The 18,340-nt window shown below is 72.4% G+C and carries 16 protein-coding genes and 1 pseudogene; 8 read left to right on the plus strand and 9 right to left on the minus strand.

Annotated features, from left to right (window positions below; genetic code table 11):
* Nucleotides 1-4: 4 nt before the first annotated feature.
* From CUT83_RS26340 to CUT83_RS26360, 5 genes are read right to left on the minus strand one after another with little or no spacing between them, the layout of a single operon-like run.
* Nucleotides 5-643 carry a NuoI/complex I 23 kDa subunit family protein gene (locus CUT83_RS26340; RefSeq protein ID WP_101258329.1) on the minus strand — a complete coding sequence of 213 codons (639 nt, stop codon included), beginning with the start codon at nt 641-643 and terminating at the stop codon, nt 5-7.
* On the minus strand, nt 643-1,605 hold the full coding sequence (locus CUT83_RS26345; RefSeq protein WP_101258330.1) for a complex I subunit 1/NuoH family protein: 963 nt from the start codon (nt 1,603-1,605) through the stop codon (nt 643-645). Before CUT83_RS26345 ends, CUT83_RS26340 begins: the two co-directional genes overlap by 1 nt.
* Nucleotides 1,602-2,774: an NADH-quinone oxidoreductase subunit C gene (locus CUT83_RS26350; protein WP_101258331.1), complete on the minus strand. Its 1,173-nt coding sequence runs from the start codon at nt 2,772-2,774 to the stop codon at nt 1,602-1,604. The genes CUT83_RS26345 and CUT83_RS26350 overlap by 4 nt, the downstream gene beginning before the upstream one ends.
* On the minus strand, nt 2,771-3,466 hold the full coding sequence (locus CUT83_RS26355) for an NADH-quinone oxidoreductase subunit B (RefSeq protein ID WP_101258332.1): 696 nt from the start codon (nt 3,464-3,466) through the stop codon (nt 2,771-2,773). The genes CUT83_RS26350 and CUT83_RS26355 overlap by 4 nt, the downstream gene beginning before the upstream one ends.
* A complete protein-coding gene (locus CUT83_RS26360; RefSeq protein WP_101258333.1) occupies nt 3,457-3,828 on the minus strand; it encodes an NADH-quinone oxidoreductase subunit A in 372 nt (123 codons plus the stop codon). Before CUT83_RS26360 ends, CUT83_RS26355 begins: the two co-directional genes overlap by 10 nt.
* 210 nt (nt 3,829-4,038) lie before the next feature.
* On the opposite strand from CUT83_RS26360, the gene CUT83_RS26365 reads away from it, so the two are divergent.
* From CUT83_RS26365 to CUT83_RS26390, 6 genes are all read left to right on the plus strand, one after another.
* Entirely contained in the window at nt 4,039-5,442 is a 1,404-nt protein-coding gene (locus CUT83_RS26365) for a sensor histidine kinase (RefSeq protein WP_143688627.1), read from the plus strand.
* Nucleotides 5,443-5,566: 124 nt separating this feature from the next.
* Nucleotides 5,567-6,226: a response regulator transcription factor gene (locus CUT83_RS26370; RefSeq protein ID WP_277347708.1), complete on the plus strand. Its 660-nt coding sequence runs from the start codon at nt 5,567-5,569 to the stop codon at nt 6,224-6,226.
* 176 nt (nt 6,227-6,402) lie between these two features.
* Nucleotides 6,403-8,313, plus strand: a complete 1,911-nt coding sequence (locus CUT83_RS26375; protein WP_420882401.1) for a 2-oxoacid:acceptor oxidoreductase subunit alpha — start codon at nt 6,403-6,405, stop codon at nt 8,311-8,313.
* Nucleotides 8,306-9,412: a 2-oxoacid:ferredoxin oxidoreductase subunit beta gene (locus CUT83_RS26380; RefSeq protein WP_101258335.1), complete on the plus strand. Its 1,107-nt coding sequence runs from the start codon at nt 8,306-8,308 to the stop codon at nt 9,410-9,412. The genes CUT83_RS26375 and CUT83_RS26380 overlap by 8 nt, the downstream gene beginning before the upstream one ends.
* 261 nt (nt 9,413-9,673) lie before the next feature.
* On the plus strand, nt 9,674-10,729 hold the full coding sequence (rarD, locus tag CUT83_RS26385) for an EamA family transporter RarD (RefSeq protein WP_101258336.1): 1,056 nt from the start codon (nt 9,674-9,676) through the stop codon (nt 10,727-10,729).
* A gap of 225 nt (nt 10,730-10,954) precedes the next feature.
* Nucleotides 10,955-12,295: a M28 family peptidase gene (locus CUT83_RS26390; protein ID WP_241524828.1), complete on the plus strand. Its 1,341-nt coding sequence runs from the start codon at nt 10,955-10,957 to the stop codon at nt 12,293-12,295.
* A gap of 168 nt (nt 12,296-12,463) precedes the next feature.
* Here CUT83_RS26390 and CUT83_RS26395 read toward each other — a convergent pair whose 3' ends face one another.
* A complete protein-coding gene (locus tag CUT83_RS26395; protein WP_101258337.1) occupies nt 12,464-13,087 on the minus strand; it encodes a CGNR zinc finger domain-containing protein in 624 nt (207 codons plus the stop codon).
* A 76-nt stretch (nt 13,088-13,163) separates the two neighbouring features.
* On the opposite strand from CUT83_RS26395, the gene CUT83_RS26400 reads away from it, so the two are divergent.
* Nucleotides 13,164-13,658 carry a VOC family protein gene (locus CUT83_RS26400; RefSeq protein ID WP_101258338.1) on the plus strand — a complete coding sequence of 165 codons (495 nt, stop codon included), beginning with the start codon at nt 13,164-13,166 and terminating at the stop codon, nt 13,656-13,658.
* 40 nt (nt 13,659-13,698) lie between these two features.
* On the opposite strand, the pseudogene CUT83_RS26405 reads toward CUT83_RS26400, so the two are convergent.
* From CUT83_RS26405 to CUT83_RS26415, 3 genes and pseudogenes are all read right to left on the minus strand, one after another.
* Nucleotides 13,699-14,013: pseudogene (locus CUT83_RS26405) on the minus strand (ABC transporter permease); the annotation flags it as partial.
* A gap of 172 nt (nt 14,014-14,185) precedes the next feature.
* Nucleotides 14,186-15,445, minus strand: coding sequence for a LolA family protein (locus tag CUT83_RS26410; RefSeq protein ID WP_101258339.1), 1,260 nt, complete (start codon nt 15,443-15,445; stop codon nt 14,186-14,188).
* Nucleotides 15,446-15,721: 276 nt separating this feature from the next.
* Complete coding sequence (locus CUT83_RS26415; protein ID WP_101258340.1) at nt 15,722-16,732, minus strand: polyprenyl synthetase family protein; 1,011 nt, start codon at nt 16,730-16,732, stop codon at nt 15,722-15,724.
* A 278-nt stretch (nt 16,733-17,010) separates the two neighbouring features.
* Between CUT83_RS26415 and fahA the strand changes: the two genes are divergently transcribed.
* Entirely contained in the window at nt 17,011-18,249 is a 1,239-nt protein-coding gene (gene fahA / locus CUT83_RS26420) for a fumarylacetoacetase (RefSeq protein ID WP_101258341.1), read from the plus strand.
* The last annotated feature ends 91 nt before the right edge of the window (nt 18,250-18,340 follow it).

Here is an 18,340-nt window from a genome sequence, read left to right on the forward strand (position 1 = left end):
GCGCTCACGCGTCACCGTCCCGCCGGCCCGTCTCCGGCCGCTCCGTCTCCGGCCGCTCCGTCTCCGGCCGCTCCGTCTCCGGCCGCGAGGTCCCCGGCTGCCCGGCCTCGCGGTCGCGGGCCTCGGCGGCGAGCTGCTTCTCGGCGGCCTTGCGGGCGGCGGCGATCTCCTTGGGCTCCTCCGCGGCGGGGTCGAGCGGCGGCGGGGCGGGCACGGTCCACATCCACTCGCGCAGCCGGTCCCGTTCGTGGACGAGATCGCGGATGTCGGTCTCGGCGTACTCGAACTCCGGTGACCAGAAAAGCGCGTCGAAGGGGCAGACCTCGATGCAGATACCGCAGTACATGCACAGGGAGAAGTCGATGGCGAAGCGGTCCAGGACGTTGCGACTGCGCTCGCGCCCTCCCGGAGCGGCGGGCGGCACCGTCTCCTTGTGGGAGTCGATGTAGATGCACCAGTCGGGGCACTCGCGGGCGCACAGCATGCACACCGTGCAGTTCTCCTCGAACAGCCCGATCACCCCGCGGCTGCGGGCGGGCAGCTCGGGCTGGACGTCCGGATAGTGCGCGGTGACCGAGCGCCGGGTCATGGTGCGGAGGGTGACGGCCAGGCCCTTGGCCAGGCCGCTGCCGGGAACGGCCATTACTGGATCACCACCTTGACGACGCCGGTGAGCGCGATCTGGAAGAGGGCGAGGGGGACGAGCACGGTCCAGGCGAGCCTCTGGAGCTGGTCCTCGCGCAGCCGGGGGTAGCTCACCCGCAGCCAGATGACGACGAAGGCGAGGACGGAGGTCTTCATCAGGGTCCACAGCCAGCCGAGGTCGGCGGCGAACGGCCCGTGCCAGCCCCCCAGGAACAGCACCGTGGTCAGTGCGCACAGGATGACGATGCCCGCGTACTCGGCGAGCAGGAAGAGCGCGAAGCGCAGACCCGTGTACTCGGTGTACGCGCCGAAGATGATCTCGGAGTCGGCGATGGGGGCGTCGAAGGGCGGGCGCTGGAGCTCGGCGAGCCCGGCGGTGAAGAAGACCAGTGCGCCGATGATCTGCCACGGCACCCACCACCACTCGAACGCCTCCAGGATCCCGGGCAGCGAGAGCGTCCCGGCGGCCATGGCGACGGAGGCGGCCGCGAGCAGCAGCGGCAGCTCGTACGCCATGAGCTGGGCGGCGGTGCGCAGGCCTCCCAGGAGGGAGAACTTGTTGGCCGAGGCCCAGCCGCCCATCAGCGAGCCGAGCACGCCGACGCCCATCACGGCGAGCACGAAGAAGATCCCCGCGTCGATCGCCTGGCCGACCATGCCGTTCGGGCCGACCGGGATGGCGATCAGCACGAGGAGGTAGGGGATCAGGGCGACGGCCGGCGCGAGCTGGAAGACCCGGCGGTCGGCGTCAGCCGGCACCACGTCCTCCTTCTGCGCGAACTTCACGCCGTCGGCGACGAGTTGGGCCCAGCCGTGGAAGCCCCCCGCGTACATCGGGCCGACCCGGCCCTGCATGTGGGCCATCACCTTGTGCTCGGCCTGGCCCACCACCAGGGGCAGGGCGAGGAAGGCGAGCAGGACGGCCAGCAGCCGCCAGGCGACGTCGAGCACGTCCATCAGGCACCGCCTCCCGTCGCTCCGCCGCTGCCGCCACTGTCGCTGTCGCCGCTGCCGGTGCCGCTGTCGCCACTGTCGCTGTCACCGGTGCCGGGCTTCCGGGGGGCCTCGCGCTCCGGCCCCGGGGCGTCGCCCTCGGGGGCGTTCGCCGCCGAGGCGCCGCCGCCCTCGCCGAGCGGGACATCCGTCCCCTCGTCCGTCCCGTGGACGCGGCGGGCGGCCTCGTCCGAGGTCTCGCCGGACGGCCCGGGCTGCTTGAGCCAGGGGGCGTCCGTACTGCGCCGCCCCGGCTCCGCGGCTGCCCGCTGACTGGCCGATCCCTCCGACGCGCTGCGGGAGCGGCGCGGCCTACGGGCCGGTGGGGTGCCCTCCGCCCGCTGGCTGGCCGAGCCTTCGCTCGCGCTGCGGGAGCGGCGCGGCGCGGCGGCCTCCGGGGGAGCGCCTCCGGAGGCGCGCTGGCTGGCGGAACCGGCGCTCGCGCTGCGGGAGCGCCGCGGCGGGCGCTCCCCCGCGGCGCCCGCCGCACGGCCGCGTGCCGGGCGGGCGGCCGGCGCGGGAAGCTGTCCCTTGAGCGGACCCCACTCGTTCGGGTCGGGCACGCCGGGCGGCAGCGTCTGCCGCCGCCTCGGGCCGCCCTCCGCGGGCTCGCCCGGCTCCTTGGCGCCGGGCCACGCCTTGGCGACACGGGCCGCCAGCACGAAGTCCTTGCGCAGCGGATGCCCCTCGAAGCCGTCGGGCAGCAGCAGCGGAGCCGGGTTCGGGTGTCCGGTGAAGGAGACGCCGAACATCTCGTGCGTCTCCCGCTCGTGCCAGGCCGCCCCGGCGTACACACCGGTGGCGGTGGGCAGTTCGGGCGTCTCGTGCGGCACGGTGGTCCGCAGCAGCAGCCGCCGGACCGGTGTGCCCAGAGCGGCCAGGTGCGCGCAGATCCGAAAACCCTCGCCCGGCTCGTCCACGGCGCTCAGCCAGTCGAAGAACGTGCAGCCCAGTTCGTCGCGCGCGGTGGTCAGCGCCTCGGTCCAGCGGGCGGCCGGCACGTCGACGGTCAGCAGCCCGTACGCCTCGGCCGCGCTCGCGCCCTCGCCGAAGACCTCCCCGGCGGGCCGGGGCAGCCATCCGACGGGGGACGGCCGCGGATCCGGCGGATTCGGATTCGGGTTCGGTCCGGTCATGCGCGCCCCTCCCCCGCTGCCGGGCCCGGAGACGAGGGCGGGGGCGGGGCGACCAGGCCGCTGGTCAGCGCCGCCCCCGACGGGCCCGGCCGGCTCGACGGCGCGGCTTTGGGGGCGGAGGCGGAGGTGGGAGCGTTCCCGTACCGCTCGGCCGTCGACTCGCCGGCGATCTTCTCCTGGAGCTTGAGAATGCCCTGGAGCAGCGCCTCGGGCCGGGGCGGACAGCCGGGCACATAGACGTCGACCGGGACGATCTGGTCCACGCCCTTGGTGACGGAGTACGAGTCCCAGTACGGGCCGCCGCAGTTGGAGCAGGCCCCGAAGGAGATCACGTACTTCGGCTCGGGCATCTGCTCGTACAGCCGCCTGATCGCCGGGGCCATCTTGTCGGTGACCGTGCCCGAGACGACCATCAGGTCGGCCTGGCGCGGCCCCGGGGCGAAGGGGATGACGCCGAGGCGGATGAAGTCGTGGCGGGACATCGACGCGGCGATGAACTCGATCGCGCAGCAGGCCAGTCCGAAGTTGAAGACCCACAGGCTGTAGCGGCGGCCCCAGTTGAGGACCACCTTCATCGGCTCGGGAGCGAGCCGGGCCAGTCCGCCCAGCCGACGGGGCTCGGGCAGGGGCTCCGGCAGGCCGGCCGGGCCGGGGGTCCCGCGGGTGCCGGGGGTCTCGGGGTTCACGTCCATGCCAGAACGCCCTTCCTCCAGGCGTAGAGCAGTCCCACGGCCAGGAAGCCGAGGAAGACGAACATCTCCACCAGTGTCACTCCGCCGAAACCGGGCTCGGCGAAGACCGTCGCCCAGGGGAAGAGGAAGATCGAGTCGACGGCGAAGACGACGTAGAGGAAGGCGTACACGTAGTAGCGGATCCGGGTGTGCGCCCAGCCCTCGCCGACGGGGTCCACTCCGCACTCGTAGGTCAGCAGCTTCTCCGGCGTCGGCACCACGGGCCGCAACAGCCGCCCGGCGCCGAAGGCCACCGCCACGAAGAGCACCCCGACGACCGCGACCAGCCCGACGACCGCGTAGCCGTGGAAGTAGTCCGGCACGTCCGCCCCTCGCTCCGTGGTGTTCGCATCGGTTACGACGCTCCGTTCGGAAGGGGAGTCTAGGCCCTGGGCCCGTACACGGAAGCGGGCCTCCACCGCATCCGCGCCCCGGCCTTCGCCGCGTCCCCGCCCGATGGTGGGGTTAGCCCCACCGCCCACCGCCCACGAACCCCATGGCGGCGCACCCCCGCGCCCGGCAGTCTTGTGCCCATGACCGCGAGCCCCCCGACCTCCGGCCGCGCCGCGCCCGGCGGCCCGCACGCCCCGCATGTCCCTCCCGCCGAGGAGGCGCCCCGGCCCCCGGAAACACCGGATGCGCCCGGTGCGCCGGGCGCATCGGACACCCCGGACCCGGCGGACGCCTCGCGCGCCCCGCTGACCACCGGGACCGCACGGGTGGGAGGGACCGCACGGACCGGCGGGGCCGGAGGGGCCGGAGGGGCCGCCGGCGTCCCCGGGGCCCGCGAGGACGAACGGCTGCCCCCGCCACGGGCCCCGCTCGGCGCGCAGACCTGGAAGGAGATCGCGCATCTCCTGCTCAACCTGCCGATGGACATCGTGGGCTTCCTCTATGTCTCCGTGTGGGTCTACTGCGGCCTGCTGCTGTCGGTCACCGTCGTGGGGCTGCCGGTGCTGGTGCTGGGCCTGATGGGCGGCCGCCGGTTCGGCAGGGCGGAACGGGTCCGCGCACGGCTGCTGCTCGGGATGCGGATCGAGGAGCCGACGCCGATCCGGCACCGGGCGCACGGCGGCTTCTTCCCCTGGCTGTGGGCCTGCCTGAAGGACCCGGTCGGCTGGCGGCACGCGCTCTACTCCTTCGTCCGCCTGCCCTGGGGCATCGCCACCTTCACCGTCTGTCTCGTCTCGCTCTTCGTCGCCTGGCCCGTCCTGCCGTGGCTGGCCCGCGGGCTGACCCATGTGGACCGGATGATGGTGCGCGCGCTGCTGTCGCCCTCGGACGCGCTGGAGCGGCGCATCGCGGAGCTGGAGTCGGGCCGGCGGACGGTGGCCGACACCGCCTCCGCCGATCTGCGCCGCATCGAGCGCGACCTCCACGACGGGGCGCAGGCCCGTCTGGTCTCCCTGGCCATGGGCCTCGGCCTGGCCAGGGAGAAGCTGCTGGAGGACCCGCAGGCCGCCGCCAGGATGGTCGACGAGGCCCACGGCGAGGTGAAGCTCGCCCTCGCCGAGCTCCGCGACCTCGCCCGCGGCATCCATCCGGCCATCCTCACCGACCGCGGCCTGGGCCCCGCGCTGTCCAACGTCGCCGCCCGCTGCCCCGTGACCGTGTCCGTGTCCGTGGACCTCCCGGCCCGCCCCGCGCCCGCCATCGAGGGCATCGCCTACTTCACCGTCTCCGAGCTCCTCCAGAACGTCGGCAAGCACAGCGGCGCCGCACGGGCCTCGGTGGATCTGCGTCGCTCGGGCGACCGCCTGCTCATCCGGGTCTTCGACGACGGCCGCGGCGGCGCCCGCGCCGATCGCGGCACCGGTCTGGCCGGCCTCACCGAGCGTCTGGGCTCCGTCGACGGGCTCCTCCTGGTGGACTCCCCCGACGGCGGGCCCACCACCGTCACCGCCGAGCTGCCCTGGCGCGATTCCGCCGACGGCTGACCCCCGGTTTTCCACAGCCCCTCCGCCGCCGGGCCCCGGTCCTGGAATGCTGTGCACGGGATTTTCGTGCACAGCGTTCGGACGACGGGGGCAAGGGGGAGCCGTGGAGGACGTGAGGGACAGGGTGCGGGTGGTCATCGCCGAGGATTCGGTGCTGCTCAGAGAGGGTCTGACGCGCCTGCTCGGCGATCGCGGTCACGAGGTCGTAGCGGGTGTCGGCGACGGCGAGGCGCTGGTGAAGGTCGTCGGCGAGCTGGCCGACGCGGGCGAGCTGCCGGACGTGGTGGTGGCGGACGTGCGGATGCCGCCGTCGCACACCGACGAGGGGCTGCGGGCGGCCGTCCGGCTGCGCGCCTGTCATCCGGCTCTGGCGGTGCTGGTGCTGTCGCAGTACGTGGAGGAGCAGTACGCCACCGAGCTGCTGGCGGGTTCCGGCCGGGGCGTGGGCTATCTGCTCAAGGACCGGGTCGCCGATGTCCGCGAGTTCGCGGACGCGGTGGTCCGGGTGGCCCGCGGCGGCACGGCGCTCGACCCCGAGGTGGTCGCGCAGCTGCTCGGCCGCAGCCGCAGACAGGACGTGCTGGCGGGGCTCACGCCACGTGAACGCGAGGTGCTGGGTCTGATGGCCGAGGGCCGTACGAACTCCGCGATCGCCCGGCAGCTGGTGGTCAGCGACGGAGCGGTGGAGAAGCACGTCGGCAACATCTTCCTGAAGCTGGGCCTGGCACCGGGCGGCGAGGACCACCGCCGGGTGCTGGCCGTGCTGACGTACCTCAGGTCGTAAGTCCGGCGGCGGTTCCGGCCGGGGGCTCCAGAAGGGCTCCAGAGCGGCGCCGGAATATACCCACGTCCCCGAGTGTCGTCTCATCCGAACGTCCACCATGTGACCAGCCTCAGGAAGGTCACCCTTACCCACGTACGATGGCTGACGAGCCGCCGCCTCAAGGGAGGTCCAGTCCAGTGACCAGCCAGGTCAGTAGCCCAGCCGATCAGCAGCCCTCGCCCGGCTCACCGGCCAAGGAGGTTCGGCGGCTGGAGCGGGTCATCATCCGTTTCGCCGGCGACTCCGGTGACGGTATGCAGCTGACGGGCGACCGGTTCACCTCGGAGACGGCGGCCTTCGGCAACGATCTGTCCACGCTGCCCAACTTCCCCGCCGAGATCCGGGCGCCCGCCGGGACGCTGCCGGGGGTGTCGTCCTTCCAGCTGCACTTCGCCGACCACGACATCCTCACCCCCGGCGACGCGCCGGACGTGCTGGTGGCGATGAACCCGGCCGCGCTGAAGGCGAACCTGCCCGACCTGCCGCGGGGCGCTGAGGTCATCGTCAACACCGACGAGTTCACCAAGCGGGCGATGGCCAAGGTGGGCTACGCCGCCAGCCCGCTGGAGGACGGCTCGCTGGACGCATACCGGGTGCATCCGGTGCCGCTGACGACGCTGACGATCGAGGCGCTGAAGGACTCCGGTCTGGCCCGCCGGGACGCCGAGCGGGCCAAGAACATGTTCGCGCTGGGCCTGCTGAGCTGGATGTACCACCGGCCCACCGAGGGCACCGAGTCCTTCCTGCGCAGGAAGTTCGCGAGGAAGCCGCAGGTGGCCGAGGCGAACGTGGCCGCCTTCCGGGCGGGCTGGAACTTCGGCGAGACCACCGAGGACTTCGCCGTCTCCTACGAGGTCGCCCCGGCGTCGGCCGCCTTCCCCCCGGGCACCTACCGCAACATCTCCGGCAATCTGGCGCTGTCCTACGGGCTGATCGCCGCGTCTCAGCAGGCGGACCTTCCGCTGTATCTGGGCTCTTATCCGATCACCCCGGCCTCGGACATCCTCCACGAGCTGAGCCGCCACAAGAACTTCGGCGTGCGCACCTTCCAGGCCGAGGACGAGATCGCGGGCATCGGCGCCGCGCTGGGCGCCGCCTTCGGCGGGGCGCTGGCGGTGACCACCACCTCCGGCCCCGGGGTGGCGCTGAAGTCGGAGACGATCGGGCTGGCGGTCTCCCTGGAGCTGCCGCTGCTGATCGTGGACATCCAGCGCGGCGGCCCCTCGACGGGCCTGCCGACCAAGACCGAGCAGGCCGACCTGCTCCAGGCGATGTACGGGCGCAACGGCGAGGCGCCGGTGCCGATCGTCGCCCCGGCCACCCCCGGTGACTGCTTCACCGCGGCGCTGGACGCGGCCCGGATCGCGCTGACGTACCGCACCCCGGTCTTCCTGCTGAGCGACGGCTACCTGGCCAACGGCTCCGAGCCGTGGCGGATCCCTGAGCCCGACGAGCTGCCCGACCTGCGGGTGCGGTTCGCGTCCGGACCGAACCACACCACCGAGGCCGGCACCGAGGTCTTCTGGCCGTACAAGCGCGACCCGCAGACCCTGGCGCGTCCCTGGGCCGTCCCGGGCACGCCGGGCCTGGAGCACCGCATCGGCGGCATCGAGAAGCAGGACGGCACGGGCAACATCTCCTACGACCCGGCCAACCACGACTTCATGGTCCGCACCCGTCAGGCCAAGGTCGACGGCGTCGAGGTGCCGGACGCCCTCGTCGACGACCCCACCGGCGAGGCGAGGGTGCTGGTGCTGGGATGGGGCTCCACCTACGGGCCGATCACCGCCGCGGTGCGCCGCCTGCGCGCCGCGGGCGAGAAGGTCGCCCAGACCCATCTGCGCCACATCAACCCCTTCCCCGGCAATCTCGGCGAGGTGCTGAAGCGCTACGACAAGGTGGTCGTCCCCGAGATGAACCTCGGACAGCTGGCCACCCTGCTGCGGGCGAGGTATCTGGTCGACGCCCAGTCGTTCACGCAGGTGACCGGCCTGCCGTTCAAGGCCGAGCAACTCGCCACCGTTCTGAAGGAGGCCATCGATGGCTGAGACCACGACGCAGGCGCCCGCCTTCGAGGCGCTCTCCCTGGTCCCCAAGGCCGACGGCAAGCAGACCATGAAGGACTTCAAGTCCGACCAGGAGGTCCGCTGGTGCCCCGGCTGCGGCGACTACGCCGTCCTGGCCGCCGTCCAGGGCTTCATGCCCGAACTCGGGCTGGCGAAGGAGAACATCGTCTTCGTCTCCGGCATCGGCTGCTCCTCCCGCTTCCCGTACTACATGAACACCTACGGGATGCACTCCATCCACGGTCGCGCCCCGGCCATCGCCACCGGGCTGGCCTCCTCCCGGCCGGACCTGTCGGTGTGGGTGGTCACCGGTGACGGCGACGCGCTGTCCATCGGCGGCAACCACCTCATCCACGCTCTGCGCCGGAACGTGAACCTGAAGATCCTGCTGTTCAACAACCGGATCTACGGACTCACCAAGGGCCAGTACTCCCCCACCTCCGAGGTGGGCAAGATCACCAAGTCGACTCCGATGGGTTCGCTGGACGCGCCCTTCAACCCGGTGTCGCTGGCGATCGGCGCGGAGGCGTCCTTCGTGGCCCGTACCGTCGACTCCGACCGCAAGCACCTCACGAGCGTGCTGCGCGCGGCCGCCGACCACCCGGGCACCGCCCTGGTGGAGATCTACCAGAACTGCAACATCTTCAACGACGGCGCCTTCGAGGCGCTCAAGGACAAGGAACAGGCCCAGGAGGCCGTGATCCGGCTGGAGCACGGACAGCCGATCCGCTTCGGCGCGCCGTTCGGAGCAGAGCGGGGAGGCGACGGCCTGGGTTCCAAGGGCGTGGTCCGCGACCAGGCCACCGGAGACCTGAAGGTGGTCGACGTCACGGCGGAGGGCACCGACGCCGTCCTGGTCCACGACGCCCACGCGGCCTCCCCGACGACCGCCTTCGCCCTCTCCCGGCTCGCCGACGCCGACACCCTGCACCGCACCCCCATCGGCGTCCTGCGGGACGTGCGCCGCCCGGTCTACGACACCCTGATGGCCGAGCAGTTGGAGAAGGCCGTCGTGCAGAACGGCAAGGGAGACCTCGGTGCGCTCCTGGCCGGCAGCGACACCTGGACAGTCGTGGGCTGACGACGCGTTCGCCCATGTGAGGGGCCGGTTCCGCCTGGCGGGACCGGCCTCTCGGCCGTTCGGACGACGCGGGATCCCCGCCAGGGGTCGGCCGGGGTTCGGCCGGGGTTCGGCCGGGGTGGGCCGAGCGTGCGGGACGGAGCACGATGCGTAAGCACCGTACGTCGGAACGGGAATGACAGCGGGGGCGTACGGCGCTACCGTCTTGAGGTCGGTCAGCCAGGCCGGTCCGGCCGGACCGGCCACCCCCGAGGAGGAACGTTGGAGTCGCAGGGCGAGCAGCGCACAGGACTGTTGTTCGGCTTCGCCGCCTACGGGATGTGGGGCCTGCTACCGCTGTACTGGGCGCTGCTGGAGCCCGCCGGCGCCACCGAGGTCCTGGCCCACCGGATGGCGTGGTCGCTGCCCACCGCCCTGCTCATCCTGGCCGCGCTGCGCCGCTGGGCGTGGGTGCGCCCGCTGCTGCGCGACCCCCGCAGGCTCGCTCTGATCGCCCTGGCGGCCGGGTTGATCTCGGTCAACTGGGGCCTGTTCATCTGGGCCGTGGGGGCCGGGAAGGTCATCGAGGCGTCGCTCGGCTACTTCATCAACCCGCTGATATCGATCGCCTTCGGCGTCCTGCTGCTGCGCGAGCGACTGCGGCCCGCCCAGTGGGTGGCCGTCGGCATCGGAGCGCTGGCGGTAGGGGTGATGACCGTCGCATACGGTCGGCTGCCCTGGCTCTCGCTCGCCCTGGCCGTCAGCTTCGCGCTCTACGGGCTGATCAAGAAGGGGGTCCGGCTGGACGGGGTGGCGAGCTTCGGGGCCGAGACGGCCGTGCAGTTCCTGCCCGCCGTCGCCTTCCTGGTCTTCCTGGGTTCGCGGGGCGAGGCCACCTTCACCACCGAGGGCACCGGGCACACGCTGCTGCTCTCCTTCGCCGGGCTGGCCACCGCACTGCCGCTGATCTTCTTCGGCGGAGCCGCCGTACGGCTGCCGCTGTCCACGATCGGCCTGCTGCAGTACCTTGCGCCCGCCTCGATGTTCCTGCTGGGCCTGCTGGCCTTCGACGAGGAGATGCCGCCCGAGCGCTGGGCCGGCTTCCTGCTCGTCTGGACCGCGCTGTGCCTGCTCACCTGGGACGCCCTGCGCACCGCACGCCGTTCGCGGGCACGCCTGCGGGCGGCTGCCGCGGCGGCGTCCGCGCGGGCACCGCGGGCGGGGGCCGCGGAGGCCGCGGAGGCCGCGGAGGCCAAAAGCGCGGCGCCCGGGGGAGCAGGCCGCCCGGGGGAGCACCCGGCGGCGGCCGGCACATCGTCGGACCCCGCGAAAAACTGATCCCGGGAGGCCGGCCGTGGCCGTCTGACCGGTTCCGGCCGGTCCTCCCTAAGAGAATTCCAAAGGGGGGAACGGCCGGAACCGGCCATTTCGAGGCGCGCCGCGAGTCGGTGGCACGTCAGCGCAGAACCGTCCGATATTCGAACGCATATGTCCGGATTCCGCCCTTGACGGCGCACTGACGCACTATCAACATCATGCCCACGTCAACCCCTCACAGGAGGCATGATGCCCACTCCCGCCGGACGACGGCTCCCCCGAAGATCCCCCTTCCGCCGCGCCGTTCTCGGAGCCGGACTCGCCGGTGCGCTCGCCGCCGGACTGCTCACCGCGACGACCGCCCCGGCCACGGCCGAGGCCGCCCCGGCCGCAGCGGCACCGGACATCCCGCTGACCAACGTCAAGGCGCACCTCTCGCAGTTCCAGACGATCGCGAACGCCAACGGCGGCAACCGCGCCCACGGCCGCCCCGGCTACCGGGCTTCGGTCGACTACGTCAGGGGCAAGCTGGACGCCGCCGGCTACACCACGTCCCTCCAGCAGTTCACCTACAACGGGACCACCGGCTACAACCTCATCGCCGACTGGCCCGGGGGCGACACCGGCGCCGTCCTCATGTCCGGAGCACACCTGGACTCGGTCAGCAGCGGCGCCGGCATCAACGACAACGGCTCCGGTTCCGCCGCCGTCCTGGAGACCGCCCTCGCCGTGGCCCGTGCGGGGTACCAGCCCGACAAGCACCTGCGGTTCGCCTGGTGGGGCGCCGAGGAACTGGGTCTGGTGGGATCGCGGCACTACGTCAACAGCCTCTCCTCCACGGAACGGTCGAAGATCGACGGCTACCTCAACTTCGACATGATCGGCTCGCCGAACGCCGGCTACTTCGTCTACGACGACGACCCGGCCATCGAGAAGGTCTTCAAGGACTGGTTCGCCGCCGAGGGCGTCCCGACCGAGATCGAGACGGAGGGCGACGGACGCTCCGACCACGCCCCGTTCAAGAGCGCCGGTGTCCCCGTCGGCGGGCTGTTCACCGGTGCCGGGCGCGTCAAGACCAGCGCTCAGGCGCAGAAATGGGGCGGCACCGCCGGGCAGTCCTTCGACCGCTGCTACCACTCCTCCTGCGACACCACCGCCAACATCAACGACACCGCCCTGGACCGCAACAGCGACGCCGCCGCCCACGCGGTGTGGACGCTGAGTTCGGGCACCACCACCCCGCCGGACGGCGACGTCTTCGAGAACACCGACGACCACGCCATCCCGGACCCGGGCACCGTGGAGTCGCCGATCACGGTGAACAGGTCCGGCAACGCTCCCGGCGACCTGAAGGTGGACGTGGACATCGTCCACACCTACCGCGGTGACCTCGTCATCGACCTGGTGGCCCCGGACGGGAGCACCTACCGGCTGAAGAACTCCGGCTGGGACTCGGGCGACGACGTCCGGGCGTCCTACACCGTCGACGCCTCCTCCGAGACGGCCTCCGGCACCTGGAAGCTGCGGGTGAGGGACGTCTACCGCACCGACTCCGGCTACATCAACAGCTGGAAGCTCACCTTCTGATCCGTCCGGCTCCCTCGGCCCCGCCTCCCGGCCCGCCCGGACCCCGAGTCCGCACCGCCGGGTCCGAGCACCACCGCCCGCCGGCGCGACCGCGCCGGCGGGCGCGTCCGTCCCCGCGGGCCGGTGGGGCTGTGGGCGGCGGGGCGGGCGGTCGCAGCCGGACTCCGGTCACCCCCCTTCCCCGTGCTCCTCATGCTCCCCGCGCTCCCCGCGGCGGGCGCGCAGCGCCCGGACCTTGTGGCGGTTGCCGCAGCGCTCCATCGAGCACCAGCGGCGGCGGCCGGGACGCGAGGTGTCCACGAAGACCAGACGGCAGTCGTCCGAGGCGCACTCCCGTATCCGGTGGGCGTACGGGCCGCCGAACAGGTCGACGGCGTCGCGCGCGACGGTCGAGAGCAGTTGCGTGCCCGTCGCGTCCGGCCCCCACTCCCTCGCCCAGCCCCGCCCGCCGTCCTGCCGCAACCGCACCGGCAGCGGCGGACGGGAAGCGGCCTCGTTGACCGCCGCCACATCCTGCGGGCGCGGCGTACGGCCGTGCGCCCGGTCCACCGCCATCCGCCACAGCGCGGCGCGCAGCTCCCTGGCGGCGGCCAGCTCGGCCTGCGTCACCTCGATCGAGGGCGCGGGGCGCAGCCGGGAGCGGGCGGCCCAGACCACGAGGTTCGCCGGCTCGTGCAGCACCTCGTAGCGCGCGTAACTCCCGGACCCGCCCGTCGGCAGCAGTTCCAGGCACAGGGACCCCGGATCGAAGCGATAGGGCACTCCTTCGGGTGAGTGCAGCACAAGACCCATTGCGGACTCCGTCACGTAACCAATATAACTGGTTACCGACCAAAGGGAAGAAGTCCGGCGGACGGGAGACGGGGCGATGACGGAGACATCGGGCGGGACGAACACGACGGACAGGGCTCAGGAGGTGCTGGGCTGGAAGCTGGTGATCGACTGCGCGGACCCGCACCGGCAGGCCGACTTCTGGGCCACGGCCCTGGGCCATCCGGTGGAGGACAACAGCGTCCTGATCGAGCGTCTGCTCGGTCTCGGCGTCGTGGGCGAGGACATCCTGGTCGAGCACCACGGCCGCCGCGCCTGGTGCGACCTGGCCGCGGCGCGCCACCCGGAGGACCCGGCCGACCCCGACAGCGGCGCCGGGCTGGGACGGCGGCTGCTCTTCCAGCGCGTCCCGGAGCCGAAGACGGTCAAGAACCGCCTGCACATCGATGTCCATTCGGGCCCCGGGCGACGCGAGGGGACCGTTGCCCGGCTGGAAGGCCTGGGCGCGACGGTCATACGGCAGGTGAGGGAGCCCGGCGGCGAGTGGACGGTGATGGCGGATCCCGAGGGCAACGAGTTCTGCGTGTCATGAGAACGCCGCCCCGGCCGTCGGCCGACGGCCGGGGCGGCACTCAGACGGTGATGTCCCGGCCGGCGAAGCGAGCCCATGCGGCGGAGCCGAAGACGGCCGCGTACAGCCCCTGGAGGCGGAGGTTGTCGAGCAGGCCGTCCCAGTGGACGGGATCGCGCAGGATGTCGGCGAAGGACATCCGTTGGTGGGGGAAGAGGTACGGATGGATCGCGTCCAGTTGTGGGATCGCACCGAGGATCTGCACGGTGATCAGCAGGCCGACGGTGGTGGCCATGGCTGCGATACCGCTGTTGGTCAGGGTCGAGACGAACAGCCCCAGCGCTGCCAGACCGACCAGTGAGGCGGCGACGGCGAGCTGTCCGCCGCGGTACCGCTTGGTGAGTCCGCGGGCCTCGACGACCGTGTCCGGAGCGGGCGGTGGCTGCATGGCGCTTCCCGGGGTCGGGGGGACGGTGCGGTGCGGCGGTGCCGCACCGGTCCCGCCGCACCGTCTCGCGGACGGGCAGCGGGACCGGGCGGCGGGCGTGCTACCCGGCTCCGCCGGCGGAGTCCGCCGCCTTGACCAGGCCCTCACGGGTGACGGCTCCGACGTACACGGTGCCGTCGTCGGTGATCAGGGCGTTGACGAGGCGGGTGCCGAAGAACCGGCCGGTGCCGAAGTCTCCCTTGACCTCCTCGGTGAAGCCGTCGAGCAGCTTGCGCGCCTCGGGCGCCGTCTCCTGCCCGGCGCCCGTGCCGGGCACCGGACCCCTGCCGGGCAGTTCGATCCGGGCGACCGAGCCCCAGCCCTCACCGAGGACGTCCAGGCCGGACGGCAGCCCCCCGGCACCGTCCCGGCCCTTGCCGTCGCCGCCCCTGCCGTCCTTGCCGTCCTTGTGCGGCGTCTTGCCGGAGCCGTTCCGTGCGCCGTCCGGCTTCTCCTCGGTGACCTTCGCGCCCTTCGGCGGCTTGAAGTCGAAGGTGCCGGCGTCCGGCTCGGCGAAGTCCACCTCGGTGAAGCCCACGTCGACGGCGGCCTTCCCGCCGCCCTTGGGAGTCAGGGTGAACTTCAGCGGCACACCGCTGTCCGCGTCCACCGCGATCCGCACCGACCCGACCGTGCTGTCCGGCTGCTTCGGCTCGATCAGCAGTTGGTGGGCGTCCTGACCGGCGACCTTCGCCGTACCGTCGACGGTGACCGAGGTGGTGGCGTCGACGGCTTTGAGAACCTCCTGGGCGGCCTTCTGCGGGGTCACCTTCTCCAGTCCTCCGGGGGTCTTCCCCGGGCCGGCGCCCCGCCCGTCCTCCCGCGGGAGGACGGTGTGATGGACGGTGTTCGTGGCGCTGTCGTACGCCCACACGTCGCCGCCGTTGCGGATGAGGCTGTACTCCGCGGCCTTCTCCACGATCGACAGACGCTGTCTGTCCGGTCCGTCCACCGCCACGCGCAGGGTGTGGGAGCCGGAGGCCAGTTCGGTGAGCCTGCCGCGCGGATCGGCGTCCCCGGCCCCCTGCCCGCCGTTCTCCCCGGCGCCGTTCTCCCGGCCGCCGCCGTGACCGCCCGAGCCCATGCCGGGCAGGGCGGGCAGACCGAGATCGGTGGTGATCCTCACCGTCCCGGACAGCTGCTGGGTGTCCGAGGCCGCGATCTTCGCGGCCAGTTCCTCGGCGGTGATCCTCGGCAGATCCGGGCTGTCGCCGGAACTGGCCAGTGCCGGTACGAGGCCGACGGCCGCCACCGCCGCTCCGGCCACGGTGGCCGGCACCGCGTAACGCAACGCCTTCTTCATCGGTCGGGTCCGTGCCATGTGTGCCCTTACCTCCGTGATCGGCGGCGGTTCATTGGTGCGTCGCACTCGTCAACCCCTGGCCGCCATTCTCACCTATTCCGGTGCGGGGTGACGGTGTCAATCCCACCAAATTGCTCCGGACAGGGCGTCAGCCGACAGGGTCGAGCCGATCTACTCCCGGGGTATGACACCACCGGCACCGCCTCGTCCCATCGGCGCCGCACGCGGTCCGACACCCCCTTCCCGAGGCGTACGGACCCGTCCGGGCCGGGGGGAACGGGATCCCCGGCGCGGTCAGCCCGCGCGGTGTACCACCGAGTCGCACAGATAGGAGAGGGCCTCCTTGGCCGCGCAGTCCGGCAGGGGCGCCAGTACGTTGCGGGCCTCATCCGCACAGCGGATCGTGTCACGCCGGGCCTCCTCCAGCGCCGGATGGGCACGGAGTCCCGCCAGCGCCTCGGCATGCCGGGCGTCGTCGCTCAGGTCGCCGTCCAGCAGCGCGCACAGGGCCAGGTCCTCCGGCGAACCGCCGTCGGCCGCGCGGGCGCGCAGGCGCAGGACCGGCAGCGTCGCGATGCCCTCCCGCAGATCCGTGCCGGGTGTCTTGCCGGACTCGTGGGAGTCGCTGGCGATGTCGAGTACGTCGTCGGCGAGCTGGAAGGCGGTGCCGATCCGCTCCCCGTACTGGGTGAGGATGTCCACGACGTTCTCGTCCGCGCCCGACATCATCGCGCCGAAGCGTCCGGCCACCGCGATCAGCGAGCCGGTCTTGCCCGCGATCACGTCGAGGTAGTGGGCGATCGGGTCGTCGCCCTCCCGCGGTCCCGCCGTCTCCAGGATCTGTCCGGTCACCAGCCGCTCGAACGCCTCGGCCTGGATCCGGACCGCCTCCGGTCCCAGGTCGGCCAGGATGTGCGAGGCCCGGGCGAAGAGGAAGTCACCGGTGAGGACGGCCACGGAGTTGTCCCAGCGGGCGTTGGCGCTGGGCACTCCGCGCCGCACGTCCGCCTCGTCCATCACGTCGTCGTGGTAGAGCGTCGCCAGATGCGTCAGCTCCACGACCACCGCCGAGGGCACCACCCCGGGGGCGTGCGGATCGCCGAACTGCGCCGCCAGCATCACCAGCAGCGGGCGGAATCGCTTCCCGCCGGCCCGCACCAGATGCTGCGCGGCTTCGGTTATGAAGGGCACGCCGCTCTTGGTGGCCTCGATGAGACCCTCCTCGACAGCCGCCAACCCCGCCTGGACACCGGTTTCCAGCGCTTGGTCCCGCACGCTCAGCCCGAAGGGCCCGACGACGGTCACGAGGGGTACTCCTGTCTGCGTACGATCAGCCAACGATCACGTGGCTCGTCGCGGCCTTCACGGTGTGTCGCCGTACCGCCGGGCCGCTGTCGCCATCATCATCCCTGGCAGCGTAGCCGGTCCCGAGACGATCACAGCCGTCGCGTTGCCTCTGTGACGGAGGCCGCATCCCGGCCCTCCCCGCGCCCCGCAGCGGGTCGCTTCTGCCGCGGATCACCACCGCGTAGCCTGTTCGCGGCCCTGACCGGCGACGACCTCGAAGGCGAGGCACCTCACCCATGTCCGACGCGACCCCGCTCGAACTGCCCGAAGGCGATCTCTTCGGCCCGGACAACCTGCCCTACGGCGTCTTCACCACCGAGGACGACCCCGACCTGCGCCGGATCGGCGTGCGCTACGGCCCGTACGTCCTGGACGCGGGCTCGGCCGCCGACGCGTTCGGCTCGTCCCACACCGGCCTGCTCCAGAAGCCGAACCTCAACCCCCTGATGGCGGCGGGCCGCCCGGTCTGGCAGGCGGTGCGCGCGGAGCTGCGTTCCTGGCTGACCGCGCCCGAGCACGCCGGCACCGTCACGCAGTACCTGATCCGGCTCGAGGACGTCACCCTCCACCTTCCCTTCGAGGTGGCCGACTACGTCGACTTCTACGCCAGCGAGCACCACGCCACCAACGTCGGGCGGATCTTCCGGCCCGGCGGCGAACCGCTCACCCCCAACTGGAAGCACCTGCCGATCGGCTACCACGGCCGCTCCGGCACCGTCGTGGTCTCCGGCACCCCCGTCGTCCGCCCGCAGGGGCAGCGCAAGGCCCCCGACGATGCCTCCCCCTCCTTCGGCCCCTCCCGCCGTCTGGACATCGAGGCGGAGGTCGGCTTCGTCGTCGGCACTCCCTCCGGGCTGGGCGAACCGGTGCCGCAGTCGGACTTCCGGGAGCACGTCTTCGGTGTCTGCCTGGTCAACGACTGGTCGGCGCGTGACATCCAGGCCTGGGAGTACGTGCCGCTGGGCCCGTTCCTGGGGAAGTCCTTCGCGACCTCCGTCTCGCCCTGGGTCACCCCGCTGGACGCCCTCGACGCCGCCCGCACCGAGCCGCCGCGGCGCACCCACCCGCTGCTGGACTACCTGGAGGACTCCGCGGGCGGGGAGCCCGGCGGACTGGATCTGCGGATCTCGGTCTCCCTCAACGGCCACACCATCGCCGAGCCGCCGTTCTCCGCGATGTACTGGACGGCCGCCCAGCAGCTCGCCCACATGACCGTGAACGGCGCCTCGCTGCGCACCGGGGACCTCTTCGCCTCCGGCACCGTCAGCGGCCCGGAGGTGCGTCAGCGCGGCTGCCTGCTGGAGCTGACCTGGTCCGGCCGCGACCCGGTCGAGCTCCCCGACGGCAAGCGGACGTTCCTGGAGGACGGCGACGAGGTCGTCATCACCGCCTGGGCACCGGGACCGGACGGTTCCCGCATCGGCCTGGGCGAGGTGTCCGGCCGCATCCACCCGGCCACCGGCCGGAACAGCTGACACCGCACCGGTCCCCGCACGCCGGTCCGGGATTCGTTCCGGACCGGCCCGCCGGCCGGTGCCACCTGCTAGCTTGGCGTGTCCTTGCAAC

This window comes from Streptomyces barkulensis, assembly GCF_002843305.1.
In the GTDB taxonomy this organism is placed as follows: Bacteria; Actinomycetota; Actinomycetes; order Streptomycetales; family Streptomycetaceae; genus Streptomyces; species Streptomyces barkulensis.